Source organism: Sphingomonas sp. Leaf257 (assembly GCF_001422185.1).
Lineage (GTDB): Bacteria > Pseudomonadota > Alphaproteobacteria > Sphingomonadales > Sphingomonadaceae > Sphingomonas > Sphingomonas yabuuchiae.
In genome coordinates this window covers 160,810-182,620 of record NZ_LMMH01000003.1, presented here as the reverse complement: position 1 = coordinate 182,620, position 21,811 = coordinate 160,810, and the positions used below count along the sequence as shown (strand labels likewise).

19 protein-coding genes and 1 riboswitch are annotated in these 21,811 nt (G+C 67.2%); of the genes, 15 read left to right on the top strand and 4 right to left on the bottom strand.

The genetic code is table 11. From position 1 onward, the window contains the following. The first annotated feature begins 254 nt into the window (after nucleotides 1-254). The 3 genes from ASF14_RS04785 (at nucleotide 255) to ASF14_RS04775 (ending at nucleotide 2,398) form a co-directional block, all read left to right on the top strand. Nucleotides 255-1,334 carry an AI-2E family transporter gene (locus ASF14_RS04785; RefSeq protein ID WP_056432384.1) on the top strand — a complete coding sequence of 360 codons (1,080 nt, stop codon included), beginning with the start codon at nucleotides 255-257 and terminating at the stop codon, nucleotides 1,332-1,334. A 126-nt stretch (nucleotides 1,335-1,460) separates the two neighbouring features. Beyond that, nucleotides 1,461-2,000, top strand: coding sequence for an OmpA family protein (locus ASF14_RS21995; protein WP_082442070.1), 540 nt, complete (start codon nucleotides 1,461-1,463; stop codon nucleotides 1,998-2,000). 53 nt (nucleotides 2,001-2,053) lie between these two features. Further along, nucleotides 2,054-2,398: a hypothetical protein gene (locus ASF14_RS04775; protein WP_056432379.1), complete on the top strand. Its 345-nt coding sequence runs from the start codon at nucleotides 2,054-2,056 to the stop codon at nucleotides 2,396-2,398. A gap of 38 nt (nucleotides 2,399-2,436) precedes the next feature. Here the strand turns inward: ASF14_RS04775 and ASF14_RS04770 are convergent, their stop codons facing one another. Next, nucleotides 2,437-3,507 carry a threonine aldolase family protein gene (locus ASF14_RS04770; RefSeq protein ID WP_056432377.1) on the bottom strand — a complete coding sequence of 357 codons (1,071 nt, stop codon included), beginning with the start codon at nucleotides 3,505-3,507 and terminating at the stop codon, nucleotides 2,437-2,439. A gap of 44 nt (nucleotides 3,508-3,551) precedes the next feature. Next, a riboswitch (SAM-I-IV-variant riboswitch) is annotated at nucleotides 3,552-3,661 on the bottom strand. A gap of 112 nt (nucleotides 3,662-3,773) precedes the next feature. Here ASF14_RS04770 and ASF14_RS04765 point away from each other — a divergent pair. Together ASF14_RS04765 and ASF14_RS04760 are read left to right on the top strand one after the other, a co-directional pair. Further along, nucleotides 3,774-4,841 carry a LacI family DNA-binding transcriptional regulator gene (locus tag ASF14_RS04765; protein ID WP_056432374.1) on the top strand — a complete coding sequence of 356 codons (1,068 nt, stop codon included), beginning with the start codon at nucleotides 3,774-3,776 and terminating at the stop codon, nucleotides 4,839-4,841. 161 nt (nucleotides 4,842-5,002) lie between these two features. Beyond that, on the top strand, nucleotides 5,003-6,424 hold the full coding sequence (locus tag ASF14_RS04760) for a sugar porter family MFS transporter (protein WP_056432371.1): 1,422 nt from the start codon (nucleotides 5,003-5,005) through the stop codon (nucleotides 6,422-6,424). Nucleotides 6,425-6,540: 116 nt separating this feature from the next. Here ASF14_RS04760 and ASF14_RS04755 read toward each other — a convergent pair whose 3' ends face one another. Both ASF14_RS04755 and ASF14_RS04750 read right to left on the bottom strand, forming a co-directional pair. Beyond that, on the bottom strand, nucleotides 6,541-7,785 hold the full coding sequence (locus tag ASF14_RS04755) for an ROK family transcriptional regulator (protein ID WP_236696928.1): 1,245 nt from the start codon (nucleotides 7,783-7,785) through the stop codon (nucleotides 6,541-6,543). Nucleotides 7,786-7,948: 163 nt separating this feature from the next. After that, nucleotides 7,949-9,151 carry a PQQ-dependent sugar dehydrogenase gene (locus ASF14_RS04750; protein ID WP_056432518.1) on the bottom strand — a complete coding sequence of 401 codons (1,203 nt, stop codon included), beginning with the start codon at nucleotides 9,149-9,151 and terminating at the stop codon, nucleotides 7,949-7,951. Nucleotides 9,152-9,329: 178 nt separating this feature from the next. On the opposite strand from ASF14_RS04750, the gene rimP reads away from it, so the two are divergent. From rimP to rbfA, 6 genes are all read left to right on the top strand, one after another. Then, on the top strand, nucleotides 9,330-9,908 hold the full coding sequence (gene rimP, locus ASF14_RS04745; RefSeq protein WP_056432368.1) for a ribosome maturation protein RimP: 579 nt from the start codon (nucleotides 9,330-9,332) through the stop codon (nucleotides 9,906-9,908). Next, the gene (gene nusA, locus ASF14_RS04740) at nucleotides 9,908-11,530 is read left to right on the top strand and encodes a transcription termination factor NusA (protein WP_056432365.1); all 1,623 of its coding nucleotides are present in this window, start codon (nucleotides 9,908-9,910) and stop codon (nucleotides 11,528-11,530) included. Before rimP ends, nusA begins: the two co-directional genes overlap by 1 nt. After that, nucleotides 11,530-11,766 (top strand): tautomerase family protein, encoded by a 237-nt coding sequence (locus ASF14_RS04735; protein ID WP_056432362.1) that lies wholly within the window; start codon nucleotides 11,530-11,532, stop codon nucleotides 11,764-11,766. The genes nusA and ASF14_RS04735 overlap by 1 nt, the downstream gene beginning before the upstream one ends. Beyond that, nucleotides 11,747-12,550: a DUF448 domain-containing protein gene (locus tag ASF14_RS04730; RefSeq protein ID WP_443025752.1), complete on the top strand. Its 804-nt coding sequence runs from the start codon at nucleotides 11,747-11,749 to the stop codon at nucleotides 12,548-12,550. Before ASF14_RS04735 ends, ASF14_RS04730 begins: the two co-directional genes overlap by 20 nt. Beyond that, nucleotides 12,547-15,462, top strand: coding sequence for a translation initiation factor IF-2 (gene infB / locus ASF14_RS04725; protein WP_056432360.1), 2,916 nt, complete (start codon nucleotides 12,547-12,549; stop codon nucleotides 15,460-15,462). The genes ASF14_RS04730 and infB overlap by 4 nt, the downstream gene beginning before the upstream one ends. Nucleotides 15,463-15,566: 104 nt before the next feature. Continuing rightward, nucleotides 15,567-15,974 (top strand): 30S ribosome-binding factor RbfA, encoded by a 408-nt coding sequence (rbfA, locus tag ASF14_RS04720; protein WP_056432357.1) that lies wholly within the window; start codon nucleotides 15,567-15,569, stop codon nucleotides 15,972-15,974. A 418-nt stretch (nucleotides 15,975-16,392) separates the two neighbouring features. Here rbfA and ASF14_RS04715 read toward each other — a convergent pair whose 3' ends face one another. Beyond that, a complete protein-coding gene (locus ASF14_RS04715; protein ID WP_156361039.1) occupies nucleotides 16,393-16,977 on the bottom strand; it encodes a YceI family protein in 585 nt (194 codons plus the stop codon). A gap of 51 nt (nucleotides 16,978-17,028) precedes the next feature. Between ASF14_RS04715 and ASF14_RS04710 the strand changes: the two genes are divergently transcribed. The 4 genes from ASF14_RS04710 (at nucleotide 17,029) to pnp (ending at nucleotide 21,532) form a co-directional block, all read left to right on the top strand. Beyond that, the gene (locus tag ASF14_RS04710; protein WP_056432351.1) at nucleotides 17,029-17,637 is read left to right on the top strand and encodes a thymidine kinase; all 609 of its coding nucleotides are present in this window, start codon (nucleotides 17,029-17,031) and stop codon (nucleotides 17,635-17,637) included. Nucleotides 17,638-17,664: 27 nt separating this feature from the next. Beyond that, a complete protein-coding gene (gene truB, locus ASF14_RS04705; protein WP_056432348.1) occupies nucleotides 17,665-18,666 on the top strand; it encodes a tRNA pseudouridine(55) synthase TruB in 1,002 nt (333 codons plus the stop codon). 12 nt (nucleotides 18,667-18,678) lie between these two features. Then, nucleotides 18,679-18,948, top strand: a complete 270-nt coding sequence (rpsO, locus tag ASF14_RS04700) for a 30S ribosomal protein S15 (RefSeq protein WP_007406197.1) — start codon at nucleotides 18,679-18,681, stop codon at nucleotides 18,946-18,948. A gap of 244 nt (nucleotides 18,949-19,192) precedes the next feature. Beyond that, nucleotides 19,193-21,532, top strand: coding sequence for a polyribonucleotide nucleotidyltransferase (gene pnp / locus ASF14_RS04695; protein ID WP_056432345.1), 2,340 nt, complete (start codon nucleotides 19,193-19,195; stop codon nucleotides 21,530-21,532). Nucleotides 21,533-21,811: the final 279 nt, after the last annotated feature.

The following is a 21,811-nucleotide window of genomic DNA, read 5'->3' as shown; positions in this document are numbered from 1 at the left end:
CTCCCCTTGCAGGGGAGGAATGACACCATTCCCACCATCCGTTCAGCCTGAGCGAAGTCGAAGGCCAAGGGAGCCCGGTTGCCATCCGCTTGGTGAACGAGCGCATGGCCTTCGACTTCGCTCAGGCTGAACGGAGCGGGGGCATGCGGCTCGCATGCTCAAATCCATGACACCCCCGTCGCCCCATTAACCCAGATTACGGAACCGTTGCGTCGCCGTGACGGTTACGCCGCGATGAAAAAGGGGACAGCAGCATGACCATCGATCGCCAGAAGATCGAACGCGGGGGATTCATCCTGTTCCTCGCGCTGATCACCATCGGGATGCTGGCGGTGGTGTCGGGCTTTCTCGCGGCCCTGCTCTGGGCGGGGCTGGCGGCGATCCTGTTCCGGTCGCTGTTCCAGTGGCTGCTGACCAAGACCGGCGGGCGGCGCAATCTGGCCGCCGGGCTGACCATGCTGATCATCACCTTTGCGGTGGTGGTGCCGACCCTGTTGATCGGCAGCATGGTCGTCGATCAGGCGTCGGGCGTCTATCTGAAGGTGCGCAGCGGCCAGATCGATTTCGCGCAATATTTCCAGCAGGTCCGCGATGCGCTGCCCACCCGCCTGCGCCAGGCGATGGACAATTGGGGCATCGACAGCGTCGAGGGACTGCAATCCCGCATCTCGCGCACGCTGAGCAGCAGCGTCAGCCAGATCGCGTCCCAGGCGCTGTCGATCGGGCGCAACGCCTTTGCCTTTGCGCTGGCCTTCGGCGTCGGCCTGTACGTCGCCTTCTTCCTGATCCGCGACGGCGAGCGACTGGGACCGGCCTTCGTCCGTGCGCTGCCGCTGGACCGGGGTGTCGCGACGCGGCTGGTCGATACCTTCGTCGCGGTGGTGCGCGCCACCATCAAGGGTTCGGTCATCGTCGGGCTGGTGCAGGGCGCTCTGGGGGCGATCACCTTCTGGATCGTCGGGGTACCCGCCGCTCTGCTGTGGGGTGTGCTGATGGCGATCGCGGCGCTGCTGCCCGCCATCGGTCCGGCGATCATCTGGGGGCCGGTGGCCATCTATCTGCTCGCGACCGGCGCGATCTGGCAGGGAGCGGTGGTCGTCGCCTCGGGCGTGCTAGTCATCGGCCTTGCCGACAATATCCTGCGGCCCATTCTGGTCGGGCGCGACACCGGGCTGCCCGACTGGATCGTGCTGCTGACGACGCTGGGCGGCATCGACCTGCTGGGGCTGAGCGGCATCGTCGTCGGCCCGGTCGTCGCCGCGCTGTTCCTGGCGGGCTGGCGCATCCTGAGCGAGCAACGCGGCGTCGCCCCGCCCGAGGGCGAGGTGGCCTAAGGGCGCTGGCTCATATCGGACCGACCCTGACCCTAAAGCCGATTTGCGCTGCAACATCGCGCTGCCTATGGTCCGCGACAAAGGGCGGACCGGCCGGGGGGATCGGCCGGATGATGGGGTAGCGTGATGCGACTGCGATTGGGGGCCTGGAACATGACGGCCGGGCTCGCCTGTGCACTGGCCGGGTGCAGCGGCGGCGGCGATGTCGCGCGCCAGGCCGGGGCCAGCGGTGCTTCGATCGAACTGCCCGTCCCGGCACCGTCTCCGGGCAAGACCGTCGCGCAGTCGGATACCGTTACGGCCGATGCCGGTGCCAGCCCGACCACTATCGGTTTCCCTCAGGGCGGCGGGGGCCTGAATGGCGAGGCCAAGGCGATGCTCGACCGGCTCGCCGCCGATCCGGCGGTGCGCGGCGGCAGCCTGACCCTGCGCGGCCATTCGGACAGCGAGGGCGATGACGAGGCCAATCGCATCATGTCGCGTAAACGGGCCGAGGCGGTGCGCGACTATCTGGCGCGCAAGGGCTTGGATCGTAGCCGGATGCGGGTAATCGCACTCGGCGAAACCCGCCCCGTCGCGCCCAACGCCAAGCCCGATGGCAGCGACGACAGCGACGGCCGCGCACGCAACCGCCGGGTCGAGATCGAACTCGACCGCGGCGGCTGATCGAAGCGGCGCGAGCGATTGCCGACCCGGCGGGCGGATCGTAAGGCCATGCCATGGCCAAGGGTGATCGACTGGCGCGGCTCGACGCGCATCGCGAAGACATGGAAGGCGAGTATCGCGAGGCGTTGATCGCCGCGCTGCGGACCACGGCGGCGGGCAAATGGGGATTGTTCGACCATCGCAAGGACCGGGTGGCCCGCGCGGCGGCGGCGCCGGTGGTGGCGCAGCTGACCGAGATGGGCGAGGAGATCGATGAAGCCCGGGAGCAACTCGGCCTGCCGCCCTTCGCGCTCCATGCCGAATTTCTCGCCTCGCGCGGGCCGGTCGGGCCCGAGGCGGTGGGGGAGCCCAAACAGGCGCAGGCGTGGCTCGATCGTCTGACGGCGGAGGACCAATAACTCATTCCTCCCCGGTAAGGGGAGGAAGAGCATACGCGCTACGCCGCCTGCAACGCCTCCGCCGCGACCGCTGCGATGTCGTCGCCCAGCTGGTCGACCCGCGCGGGATCGGCGTCCCAGGCGAACATGAACCGCGCACCGCCGCCGATGAAGGTGTAGAAACGCCACCCCCGCGCACGCAGGCCGTCGAGCACAGCAGGCGGGGCACTGAGGAAGACGGCGTTCGCCTCGACCGGGAACATCGGTTCGATGCCGGGCAGTCCCGCGACCCGCGCCGCCAACGCTTGCGCACAGGCATTGGCATGCGCGGCATTGGTCAGCCATGCGCCGGTGTCGAGCATCCCGATCCACGGCGCGGCGAGGTAGCGCATCTTGGACGCCAGCTGCCCCGCCTGTTTGCAGCGATAGTCGAAATCCTCCGCCAGCACGGGGTCGAAGAACAGGATGGCCTCGCCGACCGCCATGCCGTTCTTGGTGCCGCCGAAGCAGAGGACATCGACGCCTGCGCGCCACGTCATGTCGGCGGGCGAGCAGCCCAGTGCGGCACAGGCGTTGGCGAAGCGCGCGCCGTCCATGTGCAGCCGCAGCCCCAGCTCGCGGCACACCGCCGACAGCGCGTGGATCTCGGCCAGCGTATAGACCTGCCCCGTCTCGGTCGGCTGGGTGATAGTCACCGCGCGCGGCTTGGGAAAGTGGATGTCCGACCGGCCGGTGGCGAGCGCGCGCACCGCGTCGGGGGTCAGCTTGCCGTCCTCGGTCTGCGCGACCAGCAGCTTCGATCCGTTGGAAAAGAATTCGGGCGCGCCGCACTCGTCGGTCTCGACATGCGCGGAGGCCGAGCAGATGACGCTGTGATAGCTCTGGCAGAGCGCCGCCAGCGCCAGCGAGTTGGCCGCCGTGCCGTTGAAGGCGAAGAAGACCTCGCACTTGGTCTGGAACAGGGTGCGGAACGCGTCGGCAGCGCGGTCGGTATAGGGGTCCTCGCCATAGGCCGGGACATAGCCCTGGTTCGCCTCGGCCATCGCGGCCCAGGCCTCGGGACAGATGCCCGCATAATTGTCGCTGGCAAATTGCTGGGGGGCAGAATGTTGGGGAACCACCGCGCTCATCACAAATCCTTGGTACCTATGACGAGTCGGATGAGGAAAGTGGCGGTTCGTCCCGTTGTTGCCGGTTCGGCCACATCCCTCTCCATCCGGAAAGGCACCACCTTGCCGGGAGGCAGGTTGGTGCCGGGCGACGGCCCGACTCTTGATGCTGGCGCGGCCTTTAGCGGCGGGCGGCCCGGTCCGCAAGAGCGCCGACTGCCGCGTCTGTCATCTTTCGCCCCTCAAAGCATTGCGTATCGCGTCCGAAAAGTGGAAGCGTAAACGTTATGAGCATCAGGACCTCGCGCCGCGGTAGCAGCGCTCCCACGATCAGCGATGTCGCGCGCGCCGCCGGTGTGTCGCTGATGACCGTCTCGCGCGTCATCAACAACGAGGCCAATGTCCGCCCCGCCACCCGCGAAAAGGTGGAGGCGGCGATCGCGCAGCTCAACTACGCGCCCAACCCGGCGGCGCGCAGCCTGGCGGGCGCGGCGCAGATCCGCATCGGCATGCTCTACAGCAATCCCAGCCAGGGGTTCCTCAGCGAGTTCCTGCTCGGCACACTGGACCAGGCGTCGCGGCTGGATGTGCAGATGGTCGTGGAGAAATGCGAGATCGGCGACCATGAGGTCGAGGTTGCGCGCCATCTGATCGCGGGTGGGATCGACGGCGTGATCCTGCCGCCGCCCTTGTGCGAGGCGGAGGCCGTGCTGGCCCTGCTGCGCGAGGCGCGGGTGCCCGCCGTGGTCGTGGCGACCGGCGTCGCGCCGCAGGAGATGCCCGAATCGGCGATGGCGGTGCAGATCGACGACCGCGCGGCCGCCGAGGAAATGACGCGTCATGTCATGACCCTGGGCCACCGCCGGATCGGCTTCATCTGCGGCAATCCCAACCTGACCGCCAGCGCCCGCCGTTACGAGGGGTTCCGCGCCGCGCTGGAGGCGGTGGGCGTGCCGTTCGACGAGGAACTGGTCGCGCCGGGTCTCTATACCTATCGCTCGGGTCTGGATGCGGCCGAGCGGCTGCTCGACCTGGCCGAGCCGCCGACCGCGATCCTGGCGTCGAACGACGACATGGCGGCGGCGACGGTGGCGGTGGCGCATCGCCGGGGCCTCGACGTGCCGAGCGACCTGACCGTCTGCGGCTTCGACGACACCACGCTGTCGACGACGATCTGGCCCGAGCTGACCACCATTCACCAACCGATCGCCGACATGGCGCGGGCGGCGGTGGAGATGATGGCGACCGTCATCCGCCAGAAAAATGCCGAGCCGCCCGCGCACCGCATGCTGGATTACAGCCTGATCCGCCGTCAGTCGGACGCCGCACCCCGGCGCAGGCCGCGCGGATTCTGATGGCGGGTCGCGAAGCGGGACGAACCGTGTACGCACCCGCTTGACGGCGCGATGTTTTAAGATAGCGTTACCATTATGGCTGGCGGTGAATCGCGCCGGTGACAGGACATTGCCGTGCGGATAGGCCAAGACGCCACGCACGGATCAGGAGAGGGCCGGAAGTGACCGACACAAGGGGATTGGACGCCGCACGCGTCAATCATGGTTTCATCGCCGCGATCGTCGTTGTCGCGACCATCGGCGGTTTCATGTTCGGCTATGACTCGGGCGTCATCAACGGCACCCAGAAGGGGCTGGAGGCCGCGTTCGACCTCGGCCGTCTGGGCGTCGGCGTCAATGTCGGCGCGATCCTGGTCGGCTCGGCGATCGGTGCGTTCGGTGCGGGCCGCCTGGCCGATGCGATCGGCCGCCGCAACGTCATGATGCTGGCCGCCGCGCTCTTCCTGGTCAGCGCGATCCTGGCGGGCGCCGCCGGCAGCTCGGCGATCTTCATCCTGGCGCGCATCATCGGCGGCCTGGGCGTCGGCGCGGCCAGCGTCATCTCGCCCGTCTATATCTCCGAAGTGACCCCGGCCTCGATTCGCGGCCGATTGTCGAGCGTGCAGCAGGTGATGATCATCACCGGCCTGACGGGTGCGTTCGTCGCCAACTTCGCACTGGCCCGCTATGCCGGTGGTTCGACCGCCGAATTCTGGCTGGGCTTCCCGGCCTGGCGCTGGATGTTCTGGCTTCAGGCGATCCCGGCGGCGGTCTATTTCGCCGCCCTCTCGATCATCCCGGAAAGCCCGCGCTTCCTGGTCGCCAAGGGCCGCGATGCCGAGGCGCATACGGTCCTGACCAAGCTGTTCGGCGAGGCCGAGGCGACCCGCAAGGTGGCCGAAATCCGTGGTTCGCTAGCCAGCGACAAGCACAAGCCCAAGCTGTCGGACCTGGTCGACAAGACGACCGGCAAGATCCGCCCGATCCTGTGGGCGGGTATCGGCCTGGCCGTGTTCCAACAGCTCGTGGGCATCAACGTCGTCTTCTATTATGGCGCGACTTTGTGGGAAGCGGTCGGCTTCTCCGAGGATTACGCGCTCCAGACCAACATCCTGTCGGGCGTGCTGTCGATCGCGGCCTGCCTGTTCACCATCGCGACCGTCGACAAGATCGGCCGCAAGCCGTTGCTGCTGATCGGCTCGGCGGGCATGGCGGTGACGCTGGCGATCGTCGCCTATGCCTTCTCGACCGCCGTCACCGGTGCCGACGGCGCGGTGTCGCTGCCCGGCAACAACGGCGTGATCGCGCTGGTCGCGGCGAACTTGTACGTCATCTTCTTCAACGCCAGCTGGGGCCCCGTGATGTGGGTCATGCTGGGCGAGATGTTCCCGAACCAGATTCGCGGGTCCGGCCTGGCCGTCTCGGGCTTTGCCCAGTGGATCGCCAATGCCGCCATCTCGGTCAGCTTCCCCGCGCTCGCCGTGTCGCCGGGCCTGAGCGTGACCTATTTCGGCTACGCCTTCTTCGCGGCGGTATCGTTCTTCTTCGTCCGCGCCATGGTCAACGAGACGCGCGGTCGCGAGCTGGAAGACATGGCGGGCTGATCGCCCCGACCGTCGAACGCCTGACAGGCCCGCTTCCCCATGGGAGGCGGGCCTTTTCTTTTGGCCTCTATGTCAGCTTCCCGCCCTCCGTTCAGCCTGAACGGAGGAGGGGGGCCTTAGCGCCCCGCCTGGATCAGGATGGAGTCGGAGGGCAACAGCCGGTCCATGAAGGGCAGCATCGCCGCACCGACGGCGGGGGCGTCCTGCGCGCGGCGGGCGGGACGGATGGCGGGGCGGGCGGGCAGTTCGATCCCGGCCAGCGCTTCGCTCAATCCCTGGGTCAGTCGCTGGAGCAGCCAGTCGGGCAGGCGCCCGCCGATCAGGATCGCATGGGGGTCGAACAAAGTCGTCACCGCCACGATGGGCTGGAGCAGCGCGGCGATCGAATCCTCGATCCACTGGTCGATGACCGCGCACAGCATCGGGTCGTCGCCGTCACCCAGCGTCTCGGGCGAATCGAGGCGGTAGCCCGCCGCCTTCAGCCGCACCTCCAGCCCCGCCAGCGACACCGTATCCTGCACGATCGCACCGGGCCGTCCCGCCGTGGGGTCGGGAATCAGCCCGATCTCGCCCGATCGGCGATGCGCGCCGCGATGATAGGTCCGGTCGATGACCAGCCCGCCGCCGAGCCCGGCGGTGATCAGCAGGTAGAAGAAACTGGGGCAGGCGAAATCATGGTCGTGCTGCGCCTCGCCCAAGGCGGCGGCGGCGGCATCATTGTCGCGGTACATCGGCCAGGGCAGCAGCGGCGCGAGCAACGCCGCCGTGTCGACCCCGTTCCAGGCGTCATAGCCGCGCGTCTGGTTGGGCAGCGAGCGGTCGACGCCGTCCGGCATCGCCACGCCGACGCCCAGCACGCGCGAACGGTCCACCTGTCCCTCGGCCAGCGCGGGTTCCAACGTATCGCCGATAAAGGTCAGTACGTCGTCCGGCGTCGCAAAGGCGATCTCGCGGGTCGCCCGCGCGCGCACCGTGCCGGACAGGTCGAGGATCGCGATGGCCAGATGGTCACGGTCGATGGTCAGGCCGATGCCGAATGCACCGTCGGGGCACAGCTCGATCTTGAGCGCGGGCTGCCCGCGCCCGCGATGCAGCCGCCCGGCGGTGCGGATCAGCCCCATCTCGATCAGCCGCCCGGTGATGTTGGCGATGGTCGGCGGGGTCAGCCCGGTCTGATTGGCGATCGCGATCCGCGTCGTTTCGCGGTGCAGGCGGATGACCTGCAAGACGGTGCGCAGATTATAATCCCCCGCCCGCTCCAGATTGGTGCCCGACAGCCCGCGCGATAGACGCGAATCGCGCGAATGCGCCTCGATGGCAGGCCCCCGCTCGGGCGGCATGGGCTGCGTCGATCGCATCATCTGGTTTTCGTCTCCTATGGTGGAGCGAACTCCGATCGCCCGTCTTTGCCATAGGATCGGCGCGCAGGCCGGGTCAGGTCAAGACCTATCATCGGACCTGACCATACCGCCCCGGCACATTGGTCCTATTTTCCAGGACTTATGTCGGGGCGGCGAGGGGGTGTCAGGCTGGGGTCAGCTTGATGAGCCTGCCTTGCGAATCACCGCCATCCTCCAGCACATAGATGGCGCCGTCCGGTCCCTGCTCGACCTCACGGATGCGGGCGCCCATGTCCCACTGGTCACCCTTGGTGGCACTGGTGCCGCTCAGGTCGACGCGGATCAGCGCCTTGCTCGACAATCCGCCGATAAAGGCGTCGCCGCGCCATTGCGGGAAGAGCGAGCCCGAATAGATCATCAGCCCGCCCGGCGAGATCACCGGGTTCCACCAGACCTTGGGGGCTTCGTACCCGTCGCCCGCGCGGTGATCGGGAATGTCGCGCCCGTCATAATGCGATCCGTTGGAGGCGTTGGGCCAGCCATAGTTGCGGCCCGGCAGGATCAGGTTCAGCTCGTCGCCGCCCTTGGGGCCCATTTCCTGCTGCCACAGATTGCCCGCACCATCGAAGGCGATGCCCAGCAGGTTGCGATGGCCATAGGACCAGACGGCCGGGTCGAAACCTTGCGCCGCCAGCGGATTGCCCGGCGCGGGCTGGCCGTCCGGGGTCAGGCGCAGCACCTTGCCGAGCGTGGCCTTGGGGTCCTGCGCCGGCGTGAATTTCTGGCGGTCGCCGGCGGTGAAGAACAGATATTGGCCGTCGGGCGAGAAGGCGATGCGACCCGAGTAATGACCATCGCCGGTGACGGCGGGGGTGGCCGCCCAGAGGGTCTCGATACCCGTCAGCTGCGCGGCGCCGTTCGCTTCCTGCAAACGCCCCCGCGCCAGCACGACCCGCTTGCCGCCGTCCGCCGCGGCCGAATAGCTGAAATAGACACGGCCGCTCTGCGCGAAGTCGGGGGCGAGGACCACGTCCATCAGGCCGCCCTGGCCCGCCGAATCGACCGCGATCCGCGCGACCGTCTGGCGCGCCTGGCCATCCGCGCCGACGAGCAGCATCCGGCCGTCCTTCTCGGTCACCAGCATGCGCCGGTCGGGCAGGAAGGTCATCGCCCAGGGCGCGTCGAAATCGGCGATGACCGTCCGGCCGAAGGGCTGTCCGTTCACCACCGTCGCGGGCGGGCTGGCAGTGGCGGACGGGGAGGGGGAGGGCGTGCCGCCGGGCGTCACCGTGACCGGGGACGTGTTGCCCGTTTCGCTGGGACCGGGGCCATTGCCCGAGCAGGCGATCAGCGCCACCGGCAAGGCAGCGAACAGCGGCAGTTTCATCATCGTCTCTCCCGTCTCGGGCCGAGCGCGGCCCTGATTGCACCGGCTAACGTTTCGATATCGATGCTTGTTTCGCAAGAGCGTTGCGCGTATAGACTGCCGCATTCTCTTACATCGTCGGGTGAAAGAGGCTGCGGGACCGGTTCCGCGGCACCGATCCGGCACATCTGGAGCTTTCATGGCGGACATCGCCCTTCTGACGCAACTCATCGAACCCGAGGCCAAGGCGCTCGGTTTCGAGCTCGTGCGCGTGAAGATGTATGGCGGCACGTCGGATCCCACGCTGCAGGTGATGGCCGAGCGTCCCGATACGCGCCAGCTGAACATCGACGACTGCGCCGACCTGTCGCGCCGCATCTCGGACGTGATGGACGCGCTGGAGGCCGAGGGCCGCGACCCGATCGACCATGCGTACCGGCTGGAGGTGTCCTCGCCCGGTATCGACCGCCCGCTGACCCGGCTGAAGGACTTCGCCGACTGGGCGGGGCATGAAGCGCGGATCACGCTGGCCGAGAAGCTGAACGGTCGCAAGCAGTTCAAGGGCGATCTGGCCGGGGTCGAGGGCGAGACTGTCGTCATCGTCGACGGAGAAGAGGTTCGCCACGAACTGCCCTTCACCGCGATTGAGGACGCCAAGCTCGTCATGACCGATCGGCTGATCGCCGCGACGGTGCCGCTGTCCCTCGATGGCGCGGAAGAGGTTTATTATCAGGATGCGCCCGAACAGGACGGCGCCACCACGGAAGGACGGCACTGATGGCTACCGCCATTTCCGCCAACAAGGCGGAACTGATCGCGATCGCGAATGCGGTCGCCTCGGAAAAGATGATCGACAAGGGTATCGTGATCGAGGCGATGGAGGACGCGATCCAGCGCGCCGCCCGTGCCCGCTACGGTGCCGAGAACGACATCCGTGCGAAGCTCGATCCCAACTCGGGCGACCTGCGTCTGTGGCGCGTCGTCGAGGTGGTCGAGCAGGTCGACGACTATTACAAGCAGATCGACCTGAAGGGTGCCGAGAAGCTGCAAAAGGGTGCCGCGATCGGCGACTTCATCGTCGACCCGCTGCCCCCGATCGAATTCGGCCGCATCGCGGCACAGGCCGCCAAGCAGGTCATCTTCCAGAAGGTCCGCGACGCCGAGCGCGACCGTCAGTATGACGAGTTCAAGGATCGCCAGGGCGAGATCATCACCGGCGTCGTCAAGCGCGTCGAGTTCGGTCATATCGTCGTCGATCTGGGCCGCGCCGAGGGCGTGATCCGTCGCGACCAGCAGATTCCGCGCGAAGTCGTCCGCGTGAACGACCGCATCCGCTCGCTGATCCTGAACGTCCGCCGCGAGAACCGCGGGCCCCAGATCTTCCTGAGCCGCGCGCACCCGGACTTCATGAAGAAGCTGTTCGCGCAGGAAGTGCCCGAAATCTATGACGGCATCATCGAGATCAAGGCCGCCGCGCGCGATCCGGGCAGCCGCGCCAAGATCGGCGTGATCAGCCACGACTCGTCGATCGACCCGGTCGGCGCCTGCGTCGGCATGAAGGGCAGCCGCGTCCAGGCGGTCGTGCAGGAAATGCAGGGCGAAAAGATCGACATCATCCCCTGGTCGCCCGATACCGCGACCTTCGTGGTGAACGCGCTTCAGCCCGCGAATGTCAGCCGCGTCGTGATCGACGAGGAAGAGGACCGGATCGAGGTCGTCGTCCCCGACGATCAGCTCAGCCTCGCCATCGGCCGTCGCGGCCAGAATGTCCGTCTGGCCAGCCAGCTGACCGCCAAGGCGATCGACATCCTGACCGAGGCCGACGCCTCCGAGAAGCGTCAGAAGGAATTCGTCGCGAATTCCGAGCTGTTCCAGAACGAGCTGGACGTGGACGAGACGCTGGCCCAGCTGCTGGTCGCCGAGGGCTTCGGCGCGCTGGAAGAGGTCGCCTATGTCGAGCTGGACGAGCTGGCCGCGATCGAGGGCTTCGACGAGGATCTGGCGCAGGAGCTGCAGAGCCGCGCGCAGGAAGCGCTGGATCGCCGCGAACAGGCTGCGCGTGATGAACGCCGTGGCCTGGGCGTCGACGACGCGCTGGCCGAGATGCCGTATCTGACCGAGGCGATGCTGGTCACGCTCGGCAAGGCGGGCATCAAGACGCTTGACGATCTTGCCGATCTGGCGACCGACGAGCTGGTCGAGAAGAAGCGCGCCGAGCCGCGTCGTCGTGGTGATGACACCCCGCGTCCCGCCCCCAAGGGCGGCATCCTGGCCGAATATGGCCTGAGCGATGAGCAGGGCAACGAGATCATCATGGCCGCGCGTGCGCACTGGTTCACCGATGAGGAAGAGCCTGCCGCAGACGCCGGTGAAGAGCAGGCGGAGGGCGACGAAGCCTGATGCCGTTCGTCTCGATCCGTCTGGCGGGCACCGCCTCCAAGCAGCAAAAGGCCGAGATCGTCGCCGACGTGACTCGTTCGCTGGTGGAGCGGCTGGGCAAGAACCCGGCCGCCGTCCAGATCGTGATCGAGGAGGTTTCGACCGAAAATTACGGGGCCGGCGGTCAGCTGATCGCCGACCGTGATGCCCCTGCCTCCAACGCCCGGGGAGACGCGCATGCGGAACCGGGACAATGAGCGCGGCGGCGTAAACAGCGCTCCGGCCAGGAAGGGCCGGAGTCCCAGAGAGTCCGCGAAGGCGGCCCGCGACTCGATCGACGGGCCGGTCCGCCGCTGCATCCTGTCGGGCGAGCATGACGCACGCCCGCACCTGATCCGTCTGGCGCTTGCGCCCGATGGGCGGGTGCTGCCCGATGTCCGCGCCAAGGCGCCGGGCCGGGGCGGCTGGATCGGCGTGACTCGCGGCGAACTGGAAACGGCCATCGCCAAGGGCAAGTTGAAGGGGGCACTGGCGCGCGCGTTCAAGACGGGCGAGTTCAGTATTCCCGACGACCTGCCCGATCTGATCGCATCCGCTTTGGAGCGGAACGCGCTCGACCGGCTGGGACTCGAGTCGCGTTCGGGCATGCTGCTGACCGGATCGGACAAGATCGCGACGGCGGCCCGTTCGGGCCAGCTGCACGCGCTCTATCATGCGTCCGATGCGGGCGACGATGGCTGTCGCAAGCTGGCGCAGGCGTGGCGCGTGGGGTCGGATCGCGAAGGTTCTGATCTCAAGGGGTTGGCACTGCCCGCCACACGCCCCATATTGTCAATGGCGTTGGGCCGCGAAAATGTGGTACACATCGGCCTGACAGATCGTAACGCGGCAAAGCGGGTGAGCGAAGCGCTCGACCGCTGGCTGCATTTTATCGGACCCGACCCTGTGGCAACGCCTTGCGAAACGGCCTCGCAAGGCGCATCGGCGTCCGACATTACCGGTGACCGAACGGCCGTGACCGTACACGAGGATTTTGAGTGAGCGAGACCGACAACGACAAGCCGAAACTCGGAATGCGCCAGCCCCTGGGGCTGAAGCGCACGGTCGAGACCGGCAAGGTGAAGCAGAGCTTCAGCCACGGCCGGTCCAACACCGTGATCGTCGAGACGAAGCGCCGTCGCGTCCTGGGCCCGCAGGGTGGAGCGCCCGAGGCGGCCGCCCCTGCGCCGACTCCGGCCCCGGCTCCGGCCGCCCCCGTGGCGGCGGCGCCGGTCGCCCCGCCGCGCCCCGTTCCGTCGAACGAGACGGCGCAGGAGCGTCAGGCCCGTCTGCTGCGTGAGGCCGAGGAACAGCGCCTCGCCATGCAGGAAGAGATTCGTCGCCGCGAGGACGCCGAGCGTCAGCAGCGCGCCGAGGACGAGCGTGTCCGCGCCGAGGAACGTGCGCGTGCCGCCGCCGAGGCTGCCGCTGCCCCGCCGCCTGCGCCGGAACCGGCCCCCGAAGCGGCGCCCGAGCCTCAGCCTGCGGCTGAGCCGGCCCCTGCGCCGGTCGCCGAAGCGCCCGTGCAGGCCCCCGTACAGGCAGAGGCGCCTGCCGCGCCGACCATTTCGGTTCAGCCGCGCATGTTCCGTCCGGTCGAGCGTCCGGTGATCCCGGCGCCCGAGCCCAAGGTGGAAGCCCCCAAGGTCGAGGCACCCGCCCCGACCCCGGCTCCTGCGCCGACGCCCGCGCCTGCTCCGGTTGCGGCAAAGCCGGCGCCTGCGCCCGCTCCGACCCCGGCGCCTGCGCCGGTGGTGCCGACGCCGCCGATCCTGGGTCGCGATCCCTCGATGCCCGCGCCGCGCCGCTTCTCGCCGGTGCAGCGTCCGGAAATCCCGAAGCCTGCGCCCAAGCCCGCACCTGCGCCCGCCGCAGCGGCGGCGCCTGCCGCCAGCGCGCCGAGCAACACCACCGCCTCCGCTCCGTCGGGCGGCGCCCCGCGTTCGATGCCCTCGGGCCAGCCGACGCCGCGCAACGCGCCTCCGGGCCGTCCGCAGCAGCGCGACCGCAAGGGTGACGAGCGTCGCGGCGGCAAGCTGACCGTGACGCGTGCCCTGAACGAGGACGGCGCGCGTGCCCGTTCGCTCGCGGCGCTGAAGCGTGCCCGCGAGAAGGAAAAGCGTGGCTTTGGCGGCCCGCGCGAGCCGCAGGTCAAGCAGGTCCGCGACGTGCAGGTGCCCGAGGCGATCACCGTCCAGGAACTGGCCAACCGTATGGCCGAAAAGGGCGCGGATCTGGTGAAGGCGCTGTTCAAGATGGGCATGCCCGTCACCATGACGCAGACCATCGACCAGGACACGGCCGAGCTGCTGGTGACCGAATTCGGCCACAACATCGTCCGCGTCTCCGACAGCGACATCGATCTGGCGCTCGACACCACCGAGGATGCGGCCGAGAGCCTTCAGCCGCGTCCGCCGGTCGTGACGATCATGGGCCATGTCGATCATGGCAAGACCTCGCTGCTCGACGCGCTGCGCGGGACCGACGTGGTGCGCGGTGAGGCCGGTGGCATCACCCAGCATATCGGCGCCTATCAGGTCACGCTGAAGGACAAGTCGAAGGTCACCTTCCTCGACACGCCGGGCCACGAGGCCTTTACCCAGATGCGGGCCCGCGGCGCCGACGTCACGGATATCGTGGTGCTGGTGGTGGCGGCCGATGACGGGCTGATGCCGCAGACGATCGAGGCGATCAACCACACCAAGGCGGCGGGCAAGCCGATGATCGTGGCGATCAACAAGATCGACAAGCACGACGCCAATGCCCAGCGCGTCCGCGAGCGTCTGCTCGAGCATGACGTGCAGGTCGAGGACATGGGCGGTGAAACCCAGGACGTCGAGGTTTCGGCGCTCAAGAAGATCGGTCTGGATACGCTGATCGAGAAGATCCAGCTTCAGGCCGAACTGCTCGAACTGACCGCCAACCCCGACCGCGCCGCCGAGGGCAGCGTGGTCGAGGCCAAGCTCGACAAGGGCCGTGGTCCGGTCGCGACCGTGCTCGTCACGCGCGGCACGCTGAAGGTCGGCGACGTTTTCGTCGTCGGCGCGGAAAGCGGCAAGGTCCGTGCGCTGGTCGACGACAAGGGCCGTCAGGTGAAGCAGGCTGGTCCTGCGATGCCGGTCGAGGTCCTCGGTCTGTCGGGCGTGCCCCAGGCGGGCGACCTGTTGCAGGTCGTCGAGAACGAGGCGCGTGCCCGTGAGGTCGCCGAATATCGCCAGAGCGTGGTGCTCCAGAAGCGCACGACCTCGGCCCCTGCCAGCCTGGAGTCAATGTTCTCGGCGCTGAAGGCGAACCAGGCCAAGGAATATCCGCTGGTCGTGAAGGCGGATACGCAGGGTACCGTCGAGGCGATCGTGGCGTCGATCAACAAGATCCAGTCGGATCTGATCAAGGCGCGCATCCTGCACTCGGGCGTCGGTGGCATCACCGAGTCGGACGTGACGCTGGCGGCCGCCTCCGGCGCGCCGATCATCGGCTTCAACGTCCGTGCCAACGCCAAGGCGCGCGAGATCGCCGAGCGGAACAAGGTGGCGTTGAAATATTACGACGTCATCTATGACCTGATCGACGAGATCCGGGCGGGCATGGCCGGTGAGCTGGGCCCCGAGGCGTTCGAAACGGTCGTCGGCCGCGCCGAAATCCGCGAGGTCTTCTCGGCGGGCAAGATCGGCAAGGCCGCCGGTCTGCTGGTCACCGAGGGTGTCATCCGCAAGGCGCTCAAGGCGCGCATCACGCGCAACGACGTCATCATCTACCAGGGCGAGATCAACTCGCTCCGCCGGTTCAAGGACGATGTCGCCGAGGTTCGCGCCGGTCTGGAATGTGGTGTGACGTTCACGCAGAACTTCACCGACATCAAGGCGGGTGACTATCTCGAAACCTTCGAGGTCGAACTGCGCGAGCGTTCGCTCTGATGATCGCGGGGCGGCGGGACAGGTCCTGCCGCCCACGCTTCATGCCGGAATGGATCGCGGTCGCCCGTATGGCGGCCGCGATTTTCGTTTGAGAAGAAACTGACATGGTCCAGTCCAAAAACCCCGCCGAACCCTCGGTCCGCCTGCTGCGCGTCGGCGAGCAGGTTCGCCACATCCTGTCCGAAATCCTCGCGCGCGGCGATGTGCATGACGAGACGCTGGCCAAGCACATGGTCAGCGTGACCGAAGTCCGCATGTCGCCCGACCTGCGCCACGCAACCGTCTTCGTGAAGCCGTTGCTGGGCAAGGACGAGGAGGTGGTGATCAAGGCGCTGCGCACCAACACCGCCTATCTCCAGCGCGAGGTCGCCCACCGGGTGAAGATGAAATACGCCGCCAAGCTGAAGTTCCTGGCGGACGAGAGCTTTGACGAGGGGAGCCATATCGATTCGCTGCTGCGCTCGCCCAAGGTGTCGCAGGATCTGGCGGAGGGGGACGCGGGGGAGGCGTGATCGCTTTCCTGCTTGCCTAACTCCCACCCGCCGTTCAGCCTGAGCGAAGTCGAAGGCCATGCTGTGACCGTCGAAAATAGGGTTCACGCGAAGCCACGAAGTCGCGAAGGTCTTTGGTTCGCGCAGAGGCGCGAAGAACGCAGAGAAGAAGGCCCCGCATTCAATAGCGTGCTCCACCCCGACGAAGGCCGGGGTCCAGTATCTTGAGCGTCGATGGGGCATTGTGCCAAGGCGGGGGAGGCAAATGCCTTGCGCTGTCGTGGGTCCCCAAACAGACCCCGGCCTTCGCCGGGGTGGTGCGATAGGGGGGCACTTCACGAACCCCCTCTGCGTCCTCCGCGCCTCTGCGCGAACCTCAAACGAGGGGATTCCCTTGGCCTTCGACTTCGCTCAGGCTGAACGGGCGTGTGGGACGGCGTTACTCGTGCCCCGGCATCAAATCCGCGTCGATGGCGATCGTCACCTGTCGCCCGACGATCAACGGATAGGCCGTCATCCCGAAATCCCGCCGGTCGATCCGCGTCGTCGCGGCGATATGCACCGGCTCGCGCCCCGTCATCGCGGCGAAGGGCTGCGAGAAGTCGACCGCGAGCATCGCCGGGCGCGTGACATCCCGCGCGGAGATCATGCCCGCCACCGTCGCGCTATGCGGCCCGGTGCGAGTCATGCCGGTCGCATGGAAAGTCACGTGCGGATAATGCTCGACATCGAAAAAGTCGGCGCCCCGCAATCGCGAGCGGGTGAGCGCATCGCCCGCCTCCAGTGTCCGGGTATCGATCCGCACGTCCAGCGTTACGGCCTTCGCATCGCGATCGGATAGCACGACATGCCCCTCCGTATGGGGGAACCGCGCGGTCTTGCTGCCCAGGCCGAAAAAGCCGACCTTGGCCTCGACACGGGCATAAGCGGGGGCGATGGTATAGCCGATCGCGCCGGTGCCGCTCGCTGAAGCCATGCCCGCCAGCGTCGCGACCGCGACCGTCACGAGATATGCGATTCTCAACCCACCCACCTCATGCTCGAAATGGCCGCCCCCTTCCGATAAGGGCGGCGCATGGCCAAGCTCTATTTCTATTATGCCAGCATGAATGCGGGGAAATCGACCATGCTGCTGCAGGCCGATTTCAACTATCGCGAGCGGGGGATGAACACGATGCTGTTCACCGCCGCGATCGACGACCGCTTCGCCTATGGCACCATCGCCTCGCGCATCGGCCTGTCGCAGCCCGCGACGCCGTTTCACATGGGCACCGATCTGGAGGCATGCGCGCTCGACCGGCACGGGCAGACGCCGCTGGCGTGCGTTCTGGTCGACGAGGCGCAGTTCCTGACGCCCGAACAGGTCGACCAACTCGCGCGACTGGCCGACCGGCATCGTATTCCGGTGCTCTGCTATGGCCTGCGCACCGACTTCAAGGGACAGCTCTTCCCCGGTTCGGCGCGGCTGCTGGCGCTGGCCGATGCGCTCAGCGAGATCAAATCGGTCTGCGTCTGCGGCGCGAAGGCGACGATGAACCTGCGCGTCGATAGTCAGGGCAAGGCGATCGCCGAGGGCGCGCAAACCGAGATCGGCGGCAATGACCGCTATATCGCGCTCTGCCGCCGCCATTTCGGCGAGGCGCTGGCGGGTGGGGCGGTGCTTGAGGCGCCGTCCTTGAGATAGGGGCCAAGCCCGACTAACGCCTTGGCGATGCATGGATGGATCATACTCGACAAGCCGCTGGGGCTGGGATCGACGCAAGGGGTGAGCGCGGTCAAGCGGTGCTTGCGCCAGGGCGGTTATGGCAAGGGCATCAAGGTCGGCCATGGCGGCACGCTCGATCCGCTGGCGACGGGCGTGCTGCCGATCGCGGTGGGCGAGGCGACCAAACTCGCCGGGCGGATGCTCGACAGCGACAAGGTGTATGACTTCACCATCCATTTCGGCGAGCAGACGTCGACGCTGGACGCCGAGGGCGAGGTGGTGGCGACCAGCGACGTGCGGCCCACCCGCGCCGCGCTGGAGGCGGTGCTGCCACGCTTCACCGGTCCGATCGACCAGATCCCGCCCGCCTATTCCGCGCTGAAGGTCGATGGCGAGCGGGCCTACGACCTGGCGCGCGCCGGGGAAGAGGTGGTGCTGGCGAGTCGCGCGGTGACGATTCATTCGCTCCAATCCTCCCCAAGCTCGCTTGGGGAGGGGGACCATCGCGGCAGCGATGGTGGAGGGGCGGGACGGACCGGCGATGCCCCTCCACCACGCCCTGCGGGCGCGGTCCCCCTCCCCGAGCAAGCTCAGGGAGGACTAGAAGAAGTTACCCTCACCGCGCACGTCTCGAAGGGCACCTATATCCGCTCCCTCGCGCGCGACATCGCGCTCGCGCTCGGCACCGTCGGCCATGTCACCATGCTCCGCCGGACCAAGGCGGGGCCGTTCACCCTGGCCCCGGCGATATCGCTGGACAAATTGAACGAAATGGGGCAGGCGCGCACCCTTGAACAGATACTCCTGCCGCTGAGGGCGGGGCTGGACGACATCCCGGCTCTTGCTCTCGACCCCGACCAGGCAGGGGCGCTCCGTCAGGGGCGTGTGCTGGCCGGGATTGCCGTGGACGATGGCCAATATTTCGCGATGCTGGGGGATATCCCGGTGGCGCTGGTGGAGGCGCTGGACGCACAAGTCCGGGTCGTTCGTGGTTTCAACCTCGATTAAGAAAGGATCACGATGTCGATCACCGCTGAACGCCGCCAGGAAATCATCAAGGATCATGCCCGCGCCGAGGGTGACACGGGTTCGCCCGAAGTCCAGGTCGCGATCCTGACCCAGCGTATTCAGAACCTGACCGAGCACTTCAAGACCCACGCGAAGGACAACCATTCGCGTCGCGGCCTGCTGATGCTGGTCAACAAGCGCCGCTCGCTGCTCGACTATCTGCGTCACAAGGATGGCGACCGCTATCTGGCGCTGATCGCCAAGCTCGGCCTGCGCAAGTAAGCCTCGGGCGAAAGCCATGAAAAAGGGCATCCCTCACGGGGTGCCCTTTTTTTATCGGCTGGTGTATAGAGCACCCGGCCGACCGGATGGCGCTCATGCGCATCCCCAAAGCCCTTATGTCATGAAACCCGTCGAACTGCGCGGGTAGGATCGGAGGATCGGCAATTCGGTCGACCTCCAGAGCCAATCTTGGCTCAACCCATAGGCCCCGGCGGGATAGGCCCGTCGGAGTGAAGGATATTCCATGTTCAATACCAAGAAAGTGGCCATCGAGTGGGGCGGCAAGACGCTGACCCTCGAAACCGGCAAGGTGGCCCGTCAGGCCGACGGCGCGGTGATCGCGACGCTGGGCGAGACGGTGGTGCTGTGCGCCGTGACGGCCGCGAAGAATGTGAAGGAAGGGCAGGACTTCTTCCCGCTCACCGTTCACTATCAGGAAAAGTTCTCGTCGGCGGGCCGTATCCCCGGCGGTTTCTTCAAGCGCGAGCGCGGCGCGACCGAGCGTGAGACGCTGATCAGCCGCTTGATCGATCGTCCGATCCGCCCGCTGTTCCCCGAAGGTTTCTACAACGAGATCAACTGCATCTGCCAGGTGCTCTCCTATGACGGCGAGAACGAGCCGGACATCCTGGCGCTGGTCGCCGCGTCGGCCGCGCTCACCATCTCGGGCGTGCCCTTCATGGGCCCGATCGGCGCGGCACGCGTCGGTTATGTCGATGGCGAGTATCAGCTGAACCCGACCGACGCCGAGGCGCTGGCCGGTGACCTGGACCTGGTCGTCGCCGCCACCCACGACGCGGTGATGATGGTCGAGTCGGAAGCCAAGGAGCTGTCCGAGGAAGTGATGCTGGGCGCCGTCATGTTCGCCCACAAGGCATCGCAGCAGATCATCGACGCGATCATCGACCTGGCCGAGCAGGCCGCGAAGGATCCGTGGGAGCTGAAGGTCGGCGACGACCAGAAGGCGGTCAAGGCCGAGCTGAAGAAGCTGGTCGGCAAGGACATCACGGCGGCCTACAAGCTGACCGACAAGCAGCAGCGCCAGACCGCGCTGGGCGAGGCCCGCGCCAAGGCGAAGGCCGCCATGACCGACCGTAGCCCACAGGAGCAGCTGGTCGCCGCCAAGCTGGTCAAGAAGCTGGAAGCCGAGATCGTCCGCACCGCGATCCTGAAGGACGGCCGCCGCATCGACGGTCGCTCGACCACCCAGATCCGTCCGATCGAGGCGGAAGTTCACTTCCTGCCGCGTTCGCACGGCTCGGCGCTGTTCACGCGCGGCGAGACTCAGACGATCGCGACCACGACGCTGGGCACTCGCGACGCGGAGCAGATGATCGACGGTCTGAACGGCCTGTCCTACCAGCACTTCATGCTGCACTATAACTTCCCGCCCTATTCGGTCGGCGAAGTGGGCCGCTTCGGCGCGCCGGGCCGTCGCGAGATCGGCCATGGCAAGCTGGCCTGGCGTGCGCTGCACCCGGTGCTGCCGTCGAAGGAGGAATTCCCCTACACCATCCGCGTGACCAGCGACATCACCGAGTCGAACGGCTCGTCGTCGATGGCCACCGTCTGCGGCGGCTCGCTGTCGCTGATGGATGCGGGCGTTCCGCTGAAGCGCCCGGTCTCGGGCATCGCCATGGGCCTGATCCTGGAAGGCAAGGATTTCGCCGTCCTGTCGGATATCCTGGGTGACGAGGATCACCTGGGCGACATGGACTTCAAGGTCGCCGGCACCTCCGAGGGCATCACCTCGCTCCAGATGGACATCAAGATCGCCGGTATCACCGAGGAGATCATGAAGGTCGCGCTGGCGCAGGCCAAGGAAGGCCGTGCGCACATCCTGGGCGAGATGAACAAGGCGCTGGGCGAGACCCGCACCGAGCTGTCGGCCCATGCCCCGCGCATCGAGACGATGACGATCGACAAGTCGAAGATCCGCGACGTCATCGGCACCGGCGGCAAGGTGATCCGCGAGATCGTCGCCACCACCGGCGCCAAGGTCGACATCGACGACGAGGGCGTGATCAAGATCAGCTCGTCGGATGGTTCGCAGATCGAAGCTGCGATGAACTGGATCAAGGGCATCGTCGAAGAGGCCGAGGTCGGCAAGATCTACAACGGCAAGGTCGTCAACCTGGTCGATTTCGGCGCGTTCGTGAACTTCATGGGCGGCAAGGACGGTCTGGTCCACGTCTCGGAGATCAAGAACGAGCGCGTCGAGAAGGTCTCGGACGTCCTGACCGAAGGCCAGGAAGTCAAGGTCAAGGTCCTCGAGATCGATCCGCGCGGCAAGGTCCGCCTGTCGATGCGCGTCGTCGACCAGGAAACCGGTGCCGAGCTAGAGGACAATCGTCCGGCCCGCGAACCGCGTGAACCGCGCGGCGATCGTGGTCCCCGTGAAGGCGGTCGCGGTCCGCGCCGCGATGGTGGTGACCGTGGCGGCGAGCGTGGTGGTGATCGTGGCGGCGAAGGCCGCAGCGGCCCGCGTCGCGACCGTGGCGACCGTCCCCGTCGCGAAGGTGGCGAGCAGGGCGGTTCGCCCGAATTCGCCGCTCCGGCCTTCCTGACCGGCGATCGCGACTGATCCTTATCTTCGGATCACGGACAAGGGCTCGGGGGAAACTCCGGGCCCTTTTTCGTTGGGCCTTGCCCTACGCTCCCGACTGCACCGGGCGGCTCCCCTCCCATCGGAATTGGGGAGGATTTGCGCACCAATTCCTCCCCAAGCTGTGCTTGGGGAGGGGGGCCGCCGCGAAGCGGTGGTGGAGGGGCAGGGGGGCAGGAATCCCTTTGCCTTCGACTTCGGCGCTTTGCGCCGAAATTTATCCTGAGCGGCTGGCTCGCCAGCCAGCCGAAGGGCTCA